This window comes from Calothrix sp. FACHB-168 (genome assembly GCF_963889195.1).
Taxonomy (GTDB): domain Bacteria; phylum Cyanobacteriota; class Cyanobacteriia; order Cyanobacteriales; family Nostocaceae; genus Aulosira; species Aulosira anomala_A.
Genome location: NZ_CAWPNJ010000085.1, coordinates 123,241 through 135,230 on the forward strand (window position 1 = coordinate 123,241; position 11,990 = coordinate 135,230).

Annotated in this window: 5 protein-coding genes; all 5 read right to left on the bottom strand. The window is 37.7% G+C overall.

The annotated features are described in order from the left end of the window. Positions 1 to 290 precede the first annotated feature (290 nt). On the bottom strand, positions 291 to 2,150 hold the full coding sequence (locus AACW45_RS35920; RefSeq protein WP_199331018.1) for a WG repeat-containing protein: 1,860 nt from the start codon (positions 2,148 to 2,150) through the stop codon (positions 291 to 293). A gap of 3 nt (positions 2,151 to 2,153) precedes the next feature. Further along, on the bottom strand, positions 2,154 to 2,942 hold the full coding sequence (locus tag AACW45_RS35925) for an S-layer homology domain-containing protein (RefSeq protein WP_199331019.1): 789 nt from the start codon (positions 2,940 to 2,942) through the stop codon (positions 2,154 to 2,156). Between the two features lie 321 nt (positions 2,943 to 3,263). Then, complete coding sequence (locus AACW45_RS35930; protein WP_190630512.1) at positions 3,264 to 6,005, bottom strand: CHAT domain-containing protein; 2,742 nt, start codon at positions 6,003 to 6,005, stop codon at positions 3,264 to 3,266. A gap of 40 nt (positions 6,006 to 6,045) precedes the next feature. After that, positions 6,046 to 7,848 (bottom strand): ShlB/FhaC/HecB family hemolysin secretion/activation protein, encoded by a 1,803-nt coding sequence (locus AACW45_RS35935; protein ID WP_190630513.1) that lies wholly within the window; start codon positions 7,846 to 7,848, stop codon positions 6,046 to 6,048. Positions 7,849 to 8,408: 560 nt separating this feature from the next. Beyond that, positions 8,409 to 11,981, bottom strand: coding sequence for a two-partner secretion domain-containing protein (locus AACW45_RS35940; protein ID WP_190630515.1), 3,573 nt, complete (start codon positions 11,979 to 11,981; stop codon positions 8,409 to 8,411). Between the last annotated feature and the right edge of the window lie 9 nt (positions 11,982 to 11,990).

Consider the following 11,990-nt stretch of genomic DNA (forward strand, 5'->3'; position numbering starts at 1 on the left):
CGATAAATACAACGTTGATTGCGATAAATACAACATTGACTGCGATAAATACAACATTGATTGCAATCAATACAACATTGATTGCAATCTTTACGATAACCTCAGCAGTCGTGTAGAAATAAGTTGAACAATTTAATATTTGTAGTGCGGGCAGCGTTCGACTGAGCGCTCAGTCGAACGCTGCTCGCACTACTTATTTTTACTTAATGCCTAAGCTGCGAAAATGTTGGGTTTCGCAAAGCCTCAACCCAACCTACAATTTTCTCGCAGTGGCTCAAATAGTCTTACCCTTAACATTTGCGAATATATCCCCATTTATCACCAACATTAACTAATGCCATACCATCAACAAAAGGTTTAGCATTATCAAAATTTGGGGGAATGGTAAATTCAGCATACTGATTAATATACCCCCATTTACCTCCTAATTTCGCAGGGGCTAAACCTTCTGAAAAAATATCAGCATCATCAAACTGGGGTTGGATCAGGTAATTGCCATTTTTATCTATATAACCTAATTTATCTCGGAATTTGACTAATGCTAAACCTGCTGAGAAATTGCTAGCATCATCAAAATTGAATTGAATGATTCCATTTCCTTGTTTATCAATATATCCCCATTTGTCAGCAATTTTGACAGCAGCTAATCCTTCAGAAAAGGATTTAGCATCTTCAAAGTTGGCAGGAATTACTAGGGGCACATTATTACCAATATATCCTTGTCCAATATATCCCCATTTATCGCCTTTTTTAACTGCGGCTAAACTTTCAGAGAATGATTTGGCATCATTGAATTGTTGCTTAATTTTCAGGTTACCAGTTACATCGATATAGCCATATAGATTTTTGAATTTTACTAGTGCTAGTCCTTCTCTACATGGTTCAGCTACATCATAGTCAAAGCGAGTGAGCAATTTACCTGTTTTATCAATATAAGCATATTTATATCCCATTTTGACGGCGGCGATACCTTGATAAAATGGTTCTACCCAATCAAATTGCGCTTTCAGGATAATTTCTTGGGAGATATTTCTGGTAATATAATGACTATTTACTCGCCTATGTGTAAAGCTATTATTTTTGATTTCCTTGGGGTCAAATTTACCAGGTGGTTTTGCGTAAACTTCAAATTTTAGCACCTTGGCTAAGGCGTTATTATCTTCTCGTAAACCTTCGTAGAAAAATAATAATTCTCCTTGCAGCCCCACAGAACGATTATACTTAATTGCCTGGACTAAATATTCTGGTGAAATGCGATAGGTACTTTGTTTTAACAAAATACCGGGAACGAGTTGGGGTAGTTGCTGTTTGCTAAAATTATTGGCTATAAATCTATCAATATCTCGCTTATAAGTGTCAAATTCTTTCCAATATACCTGGGGATGAATTAAATCAACTAATCCTAAGTCAACCCAAGCTTGAGAATCTTGGAGATAGTTTTCATAACCCCAAGGATAAACGCTGGGAGATAGGGAAATAATTAATTCAGGTTTGATATTAATAATTTCCCGGTAGACGCGGGTTAAAAAATTAGAAAGAATATCAGCCCGCCATTGTAACCAAGTTGGATCTTTTATATTTGCTGGTGGTGATTGATTAAATTCTTGATTGTAACGGGCAATGGTTTTATCATCATAACCGGCTTCGCTGGGTAATGCGGGAAAGCGATCGTCTCCTTGAATTCCTGCTATTTCATAATTTTTAACAACTTCTATAAATAAACTTAATAAAAATTCTTGGACTTGACTATCAAATGCATTTAGCCAGGTAAAGCCATTTTTAACCACTGTTTTTTTATTAGCATCAATCGCCGCCCATTCTGGTTTTTTGGTGAGGATAGCATCGTTTTGTTTTTGATAGGAACTAGCAAAACCATATTCAAACCAAGGAATAACGGCAATATTAACTCGTTTAGCTTCAGCGATTAATTCTGCTAAGGGATCTCTACCTTTAAATTTCTGATTAATTTCTATGCCAAAATTTTCTCCCATGACTTTACTGGGATAAATGGTTTCGCCATTATTCCAAACAACAGGAAAGACAACGTTAAATCCTGTATCAGCGAGAAAATTCATCGCCTCAGCAATATTCTGTTGAGAATTTAAGACTTGGCTAGCTGTGGTTGTAATCCAAATACCGCGAATTTCCATGAATTAGGTGATGCTTGATTTAATAATATTGTCTTTAACTAATAGCAATCCTTCTGCAAAAGGATGGGCTTCATCAAATTCTGGAGGAATGACAAATTGTCCGGTTTTATCGATATAACCCCACTGATTATTAATTTGCACTCTTGCCAATTCTGCTGTAAAAGCATCGGCTGTATCAAATTTTGGTGGGATCGCGAATAATTCTATACCAGGAATGTAATTGTACGGTACAGTCTGAATGCCCAAAATTCGACAAACTAAGGCGGCGATTTCGCCTCTGGTAATGTTTTGATTGGGCTGTAAGCGTTTGATGTCGGGGTAGTTAACAACGATCGCTTTTTCCGTTGCAGCTGCGATCGCATTTATCGCATAACTGGGAATTTGCGCAAAATCATCGTAATTTTTCTTTAAAATACTTGTTGGATCGGCTGTAGCTTGGTATTTTAACCCAGAAGCTACTGCTGCGAAGGCTTGCACCCGTAACACTTGTTCACTGGGCTTAAATAAACTGTTGGGATAGCCAGAGAGGAAGTTTGTCTGATATGCTTGAGCGATCGCTTTAGCTGCCCAATGACTAGCCGGTACATCAGTAAAAGTAATCGGGGGACGAGATACTGGCTGTTTGGGTAACCCTGTAACAATAATTGCCGCAAACTCCGCACGAGTCACTGGTGCATTAGGGCGAAAAGTTCCATCAGGATAACCTCTTAAGATATTTCTCTGAGATGCAGCTAAAATAGATGCTTTTGCCCAATGATTTTGGATATCAGAAAATAGGGGACTGTTTACCATAAAATGTGTTTTTTACATTTATACTTGTGCAAGTATCTCACATTAATTCGTAATACCCTACGGGAAGCCGCTCCGCGTCTACGTAATTCGTAATTCGTAATTTACCTATTTAACGATCAATACGCTTGGTGTTAGTACCGAAAAACGGAAACTGTGTAGGTTGGGTTGAGGAACGAAACCCAACATTTTCGGGAGTTTGTTGGGTTTCAATTCGTGCAAATTAATTTACAATTATCCTTAACTGTTGACTGTCAACAGTTAACAGTCAACAACCCTATATGTTATACTTCACCAATCATTTAAGATGACTATATAACCTCTTTATTGCCAGTTACCGACTAATACAAAAGGTGCCCAGTAATAGGGATGTTTAAAGACGGGATTTAATTTTCCTGATAGCAGAATAAGTTGTGCATTCCGCAATGCTTCAGCTTTTTTTTGGTTTTGCGCTATCTGTTTATAAAACTCAATCATTAGCGCCGAAGTAGCTTCATCGTTAACAGTCCACAGGGTTGCTAATGTGCTGCGCGCCCCCGATTGTACAGCAATTCCAGCTATTCCTAAAGCGGCGCGACTATCGCCGGTGGCTGTTTCGCAAGCACTGAGAACTAGTAAATCTATAGCCGCTTGTTGCTTGGATTCACGAGTTTTTAGTACCGAACTAAAATCATTGACATTTAATCTTTGATTCCAAGTCAAAATAAAAGTTTCTTCAGCTTTAGAACTAAATTTACCATGTGTTGCTAGGTGTAATATTCCTCCCGGAAATGATTTAACTGCATCTTCTATTTTTTGCTGAGTGAAATTTTCATTAATAAAGTTTCCTCTAGTTGTTAATATATCTTTGATTTGCTCAAGTTCATTTTTCACACCAGGGATAGCAGGGAATGTATCACGGGCTTCACTGAGTCCCCCAATTAATGCTTGTAAGCGGTTTTGACTCACAGCTTTTGGGGGTAATAATTCTAAACCTGGGGTGATAGCAATGTTATAAGATTTTTGAATCAAATATTGCTTTTTCTGTTGGTCGTAAAGTGCAGAAATTGGGATACTTTGTAAGTTACCATCTAAAACGAAGACAATATTTTTAACACCACTATTTGCTAAATCTGCTTCAATCGGACGAATTAACCATTCATAGATTTGCTTTGAGGTTTTGAGGAATTCTCGCGGACTTTTCAAGAATATTTCTTGCTGGAGTTTTTTAACTTGTGTTTGAAATTCTTGTTTGGCGAGAATAACTGTATGTAATTTCAGAGATTTATTTTTTTGCTGGTGTGGTAATGAGAGAATAATCGATAAGCGATCGCTCAACAGTACCGGGTAAATTACCGCAGTTTGTTTCTGGGTATCGATTTCATCAATTTCCACGGGTTTAGTATCTAAACAAGCTGAACGGAAAAAGTTATCGAGTTCTGCTAACTGTAAAGATTCGATAACTTTTCTAGCTTTATCTAAATTCTCCGCGCTCGGTTCGCCTGTTTTTGGTAAGAGTAAGCTTACATATTCGCGATACACTGGTTCTACTTCATCGCGAAATGAAAATTGCGCATCGCGATTGACGGTGACTAAATCACGACGGATAGATTTTAAACTCTTGACTGCGCGATCGTAAGCTGCGATCGCACCTTGTTGATTTTCTTCAGGATTACCTGTAGCACTGAGGATTCGTCCTAATTGCCATTGCCAACGGTAAGCAATATCTCTAGCTTGAATTCCTTCTGCTAATTTTAGCGCTTGCTGCGTCAAAGTTCGCGCTTCCGTCCATTGCTGAGTGTATTCGTATAAACTACCTAATGTACCTAAAGCGTAAGCTTGCGATCGCACATCTGCTAAAGTTTCCGCTTGCTGAAAACCTGTAGCCACAATCTTAGCAGCATTACACAAAGAATCAGCAGATGTACAATTATTTTGGGGATTTTGGGCAATTATATCTTTAGCGAATAATCCTGTTTTGGCTAACCTTAGCAGCATTTGGGCAAAATTAATCCGCGCATAAATATTACTGCGACTTGCGGGTAAATTCTCTATCTTTGCTGATAAATTAGCAATTTGCGAGATGATTTCCTGGGGTAACCCTTGCGTCAACAAAAACTTATCTTCACCAGATTGAATTAACAATCGTAATTGATTTAAATTTGCTTGTAATTGTGTAGTTTGCTTCTGAGAAATACTTGCAGAACGTTCATAAAACCGAATAGCCGCTTCAATATCTTGCTGTGCTTGCGCCGTATTTCCTAAACTTAATAAAATTTCTGCTAGCTTTTCTTGTTCGGGGTTTGGTTTTCCTGTATTGGTATTGTTTAAACTTGCTGATAATGTAGGATTACAAACTGTTTCTAATTTCAATAATTTCGCTTGAATTTGGCAACTTTCTGTTAATATACTCCGAGATTTATCAGCATGTCCTACCACACGTAAAGTATTGCCCAGACTCAGCAAACCAGTGACTTTTAAAAGAGAGTCTGCTTGTTTATCTAAAATTAGTTTAATTTCTTCTAAGGTATTATTAGCGCGACGGTAAAGTCCTAATGTTTGTAATGCTTGCGCCTGGTTAATTTTACTGCCAAGCTTGCCGATTTCATCGCCAATTTTACTATAAGTATTGCTTGCTTCTTGCCAACTAGTTAAAGCTTTTTCTGTTTCCCCCTTTGCTAATTGTAATTGACCTTGAGTATTTAGCGTTTGAGCAAGAATAGATAAATAATCTTTACTATCAGATTTATTATTTAATAACTGTAAACTTTCGTCAGTCGCCTGTTGCGCATCAGCTAACTGTCCTAACTGTTGATAAGTTAAAGAAAGGTAATTTAATGCTAATGCTTGGTTAAGTTTATCTCCCGATGATTGAAATGCCACATCAGCCTGTTGAAACATCTTCAAAGCTGGTGCATATTGTTCTTGTTGGTATGATATTACAGCTTTATCTAATAAGTCTTTACCATTGCTAACTCGTTCCTCTGAAACTTGATTGTTAATCACTGCAACTAGAGGTGAAATTTGTTGAGTCAGATTAGGCGATGAATTGATAAATAAACTACTTAAAAGTAAAATGAGAGACATAAATATTGTTGACTGTTGACTGTTGACTGTTGACCATTGACTAAAAAGCCTGTGTATAAATCACAGAAAAATATAGTCCATTTTCCTGCCAAGTATTTTTATTAGAAATATCAATACCTAGAGGGATACCCCAATCAAAACGGGCAGTTAAATTATTTTGTTGCCATAAAAGTCCGATTCCTGTAGAAGCGAGAGTATCGGGATTAAGATTAGTTCTCCCCGGTTGAGAAATATTCCAAGCTGTACCAAAATCTAGAAATGGCGTAATTTGTAATAAGCCATTAACTTGAGGAACTCGTAATACTGGATAACGGAATTCTGCCGTTGCTAAAAAGCCATTATCTGCTAATATTTGGTCTTGACGATAACCTCTAACTGTTGCTTGTCCTCCTAAACCAATTTGTTCAGAAGCTAAGAGAGGCTTATCAGCTATTTGCAAATCTGTACGCAATAAAAATAAAGTTTCTGGTGCTAATAACCTTACCCATTGCGCCTGTCCTCGCCAGGTAAAAAATTGACCATCTGGCGCATCTTGATTGATTGTCGCACCTAATGCGTCTATCCCGAAACTAAATTGCGATCGCGCTGCTAATACTTGTTGACTACTACGCTGAGTCCATTCTTGAAATAATCGCAAAATAGTTACTTTTGTGGTTCCATCTGCACTCGCACCAGGAGAAGGAAACGGAAGTCTTTCGCCTATTTGTGCTTGCAAAAAACCAACATCACTATCTCGATGACTCGCACTTACCCCAACTGCAAATTCTGTTGTCGGCGTTTCCACTAATGGTTGGCGAAAACTAATCCCATATTCTTGAGAAGTTCCTTCAATATCTAAAACATTGAAAGGTTTTTCAATTACATTACTCGCTGCATAACTATAGTTAAATTGCACAGTTCCATTCCGAGGATTGACGGGTAATCTATAGCTGACATCTACACTATTACTACCATCAGTATTGGTATAACCCACGCTTAAGCCATCACCCAAACCCAACAGATTAGCTTGATTTAGTTGAATTTGTCGTTCTAAACTCCCAATACCCGGTGTACGTTTATTATCTAAACTAACTTGCACTGTAAATGTTTTTGCTTCCGTAACTTGCACAGATAAAATACTTGCACCCGGATTTACCCCATTACCCAATTCCGCCGAGATATTTTTGATTAATGGATCTAATTGTAAAAGTTGCAAAGCTTGCATTAACTTTTTTAAATTTAAAGGCTTACCTGTAGCTAAAGCAAGGCGACTTCTCACATAATCAGGATTTAGCCTATTTGTACCGCGAATTTCAATAGTTTCTAAACTCCCTTCCAAAACTTGAATTTTAACTACACCACCCTCAACTTTAAAAGTTTGGTTAGCTGGAATATATGCACCTGAATTTACATAACAAGGTAAATCTGTATTTTTATTTTCTGCTTCACAACCTTGAGTATAAAGTTCAGTAATTTTATCGGCTGCTTCTAATAGTTGAGGAAAAGTGATAGGTTTATTGATAAATTCCTGGAGAATTTTATCTAATTGTTCTTGACTAAAAACAGTACTACCCACCACCTCAAATTTAGTTACCTGAATTTTTCCCGCTAAATCTGGCGGAACATTTTCCTCAATCGGCGGATTAGTAACAGGTGAAGTGGGAAATAACTCCTCTAAATTCGGTAGTTTGGGTAATATAGGAGTGGGTGTAGTCGGTTGTTCAATTTGACGATTGATATCTTGTATCGGTGGGTTGGTAGGCGTTTGTGCTAACGATTTAGGAATAAAAAAATTAAAGAGTAAGAATATAAATATCAGCCAATTTCTGTGATTTTTAATGTGTTTTTTCTTTGATGCATACATATATATAGTGCTTCTCAATTGAGAAGATTCAGGTTTTTCAGATATTATGCGTATTTCAACTAAATACAATTCAGTTAGGCATTACTTTGCCTTTTCTTCCTTCTAATTCTTCTCTCTGTATCCTTGGCGTCTTGGCGTCTTGGCGGTTCCTTAAAAAAACTGATTTCGTTCACAGCGTTGTAATCCTTACTGATACCATTTCACAAAAAATATGATGTGAATGTAGGTTGGGTTGAGGAACGTAGACGCGGAGCGGCTTCCCGTTCGCGTAGCGTCTCCGCAGGAGAAGGGTAACCCAACAACCCAAAGCCTTGTATATGTTGGGTTTCACTTCGTTCAACCCAACCTACGCATCTGTCTCATTTTTTTCTGGAATTGGTATGAACCTAATTGCTGTATTAGTAAGCGACTATACACAAGTTGTATGCGATGAAAGTTAAAACGGCTACAAGTAGCACTTGGTCAATTCATAAATGTTTACAAAAACCGCAGAGAACACAGAGTACACAGAGAGGAGTCTGAGGAACTTTTGCGTAAATCTTGACAGACTATTGTGTTTTCTACTTAACCGCACAAGTAGAGGAATCGATTCCTACAGTAGAAGATTGCGGTGTATGAGAAATGAGGGTAACTTCGCCTTTATTATTAAATAACCAACCAGTCGCAGGCATAGTTAACACAGTCTTTTCCTGACTAGCTGTGGGTTTTACCGCCTCAGTAGACACTGTTTGCTGTGGAGAATTAGCACGCAACCGAACATCCTCCCACACCGTATCACTACTGAGAAATTCATCAGGCTTAGACGGTAATCCACCACGCCCAGCATCAGTAAATGTACTCGCTAGCTTTTGATTCCCCACCCCACAACTTTGGGCGATTTGCTGTGATGGGTCTGTTGCGTTCGTGGGGAGTGAGATAATACTTTTACTAGGGTCAATCTCTGGAGAATTAATACTGACTACACCGTTTAATTGAGGGTCAGTTTGGGAAATCGCCGTAATATCATTAGTTTGCAGCAATTGGGGGTCAAGTTTTTCGGGGTTGGTTGTACCTAATTTCTGTTCTAGTTCCAATCTGGTTAAGGTTGCTAAACCAATTACGCCTTTAGCGTTAATTTCAATAGCACCACCACTACCAGAAAAGGCATTAGCTGAGATATCATTATTTTCAGCAGCTGGCGAGACAATAAAGCCATTATTCGGATTGAGATTAATTGCGATCGCACCACCATCACCACCCGCGCCTTGTTTTCCTGCGGTGGTAGAGATTGTACTATGACGCCGCAATAACAGTAAATCTTGCACATTCAGTGTAATACTACCACCTTGACCGCTATCGGTGTCAGCACTAATACCTGCAAGGTTATCCAATGTTAGACGATTGGCGCTAATGCTAATACTACCTGCAACACCTGTACCCTGACTATCTACAGAGATTTTCGCTTCGTCTTTGAGGGTGACTTGGATCGGGTCGATGTTAATTGTACCGCCATCGCCTGTAGAATTGGCTTCTGTGTTGGCGAATAGACCGCTATATTGATTTATGGGGCCAAGTATGCGCCTGACTTCGCCATCGCTTGTGGGTACAACGAAATCGTAGGTATATTTAAGTTTATTCAGTCTCTCTTGGAGTGCATTGATTTGTGGAACATAATTAATAATCTGTTCCAATCTATCCAAATTATTAATTAAGTTATTAATCGGTACCAATAAGCTAGCAATTTCTGGATCGCTGATAATTAATTGAAAATCAAAACTATTCTTAAATTTATCTAGTCTCGTCTTCAGTTCATTTAGGAATAAAATCGATTTAGGATTAGCTAAGAAATCACTTAATTTATTAACTAAGTTATTAATTGGGTTGAGTATACGTTGACTATCTTTGTCATTCTCAACCAACAAAACATCATAGACAGCTTTTAGAAAATCTAATTGTTGTTTAAGCTCATTCAATTTTTGTTCGTATTCATAATTTTGCCCAGAAATTGTAATATTCTCAGTCGCATTAATTTTGATACTACCTGCTTGTCCACTTCTATAGGCATTGGTGATAATTTGCCCGCCGCCTGTAAGCTCCAAATTATGCACATTAATATTGATATTTCCGCCCCTAGCTCTACTTTTAGAAGGAGCGCTCAAAACACCTCCATTATTAATAGATAAAGTCCCCGTTGTTATGGTAATATTACCACCAGAACCAGCATCATTTTTTTCGCTTTCTGTATTCACAGAAAAGCCGCTAGATGTTCTAATCAACGGTGCAGAGCCAGATATATTTATAGCAGCAGTAGCTTGACTTGCATCATTGAGAGGATTAATAGTAATATTGCCACCATTACCACTGGCAAAAGTTTCTGCATTAATTCTTGCTCCCCCTTGGAGAGAAAGCAACTGTGTATTGATATTAATATTACCTGCATTGCCACTGCCAAAAGTTTGGGCATCAATTCTGGATGTATTACTTAAAGTCAATGATGGCGCAATTATATTGATGTTGCCGGCGTTTCCAGTACCAAAAGTTGTAGCTTGAATCAGCGATTCGTTATTAAATATCAAATCCTGGCTTGTAATATTTACATTCCCGGCATTTCCTCGCAAATACGTTCTGGCATTTAAAATAGAATTATCGCTAAAAGATGCTGTTTTATCTACTGTAATCGAAATACTCCCACTATCTCCAGATCCTAAAGTACTAGCATTTAAAAGAGAGATATTGGTTAAAAATAAATCGCTAGCAGCGATATTAATATCACCACCACCAGCACCTTCTTGATTAGTTAAATTTTCGAGATTTACGTTAAGTTGATTACTACCAGTATTAATACTACTTGCCGATAAAGAAACTGCACCACCAGTTGTTTGCAAATTTATGCTACCTGCTTTTCCCGTACTCAGAGTATTTGCAAACAGCGAACTTTGATTTGCTAAAGATATTGTATTAGCCTCTAGATTAATCTTTCCGCCATAACTAGAACTAGCAGTTACAGTTTCTAAGTTACTGTTATCGATTAATAATTCTCCCAGGGATTTCATTGTAATATCACCGACATTATAACCAGCCTCAAAGTTACTATTATTAATTTGTGAGTTATTAATGTTGATTTTTTCAGGAGATAATTCTGGATATTCGGAAACTCCAAGCGAAATTTTCCCCAGATTTCCAGTGATAAAAACTTTACTAGCGTTATCAATTTGAAGCAATTTTCTGGCATTAATCGCTATTTCTCCTGCATAGCCAGAGCCGATATTTTGTATGTTAAAATTAGATCCTGTTAAATAAACAGAACCGTTAGTAGAATTAATATTTATCTTACTAAAGTGATTATTACTAGAATTACTAGCAAGTTTAATATTACCTATATATATATCACCCGGAGCGGTAATAGTAACATTTCCAGCCAATCCGTTATCAGCCACAGAGGTTATATTTAAAAATTTGCTGTCAATACCACCTTGCTGACTGATGAGAGTGATATTACCGCTATTTCCAGTTAATGAATTAGCAATTAATTGACCTTGTAAATCGAGATTACCAGCAATTAGACTCAACTCTTGCCCAACATTTAAATTCCCGCGATTGCTAATACTTGCAGATTGATTTTCCGCAAACTGCAACCCCGGACGCAAATTGACTGTGAGTAGTGGCGCTGCTTCAGGATTATTGGCGCTAAATTTTAAGCCATTATTAAAGACAAAACTATTAGCTGTTGTCGCCAAAAATGAACCAGGAATATCTAACCGCGCGTTAGCACCAAATATTATGCCATTGGGATTGAGAAAATATAAATTTGCTCTCCCATCTACGCCCAAAGTTCCGAAAATTTTGGAGGTATCGCTTCCAGTAACGCGAGTAAAGATATTTTCAATTCCTGCGGGATTAGCAAAATATACTCGTTGTCCTTCACCAATATTAAATTGTAAGAAACTCTGAAACAAATTAACGCCTCTAGTCGCACCACCTTCAATCAAAGTTGTCGGTAATCCTTGAACGTTAGTATTTGTTGTCAGATTTGTACTTTCTGCACCTAATGTATTATCTGGGACAATTTGCGCCTGTGCAGAGTTCATCAACGCACATATCAAACTCGTAATAGCGAATAATTGCCATAACTGGTGGCTAGTAAATGCAACCATATAAGTATT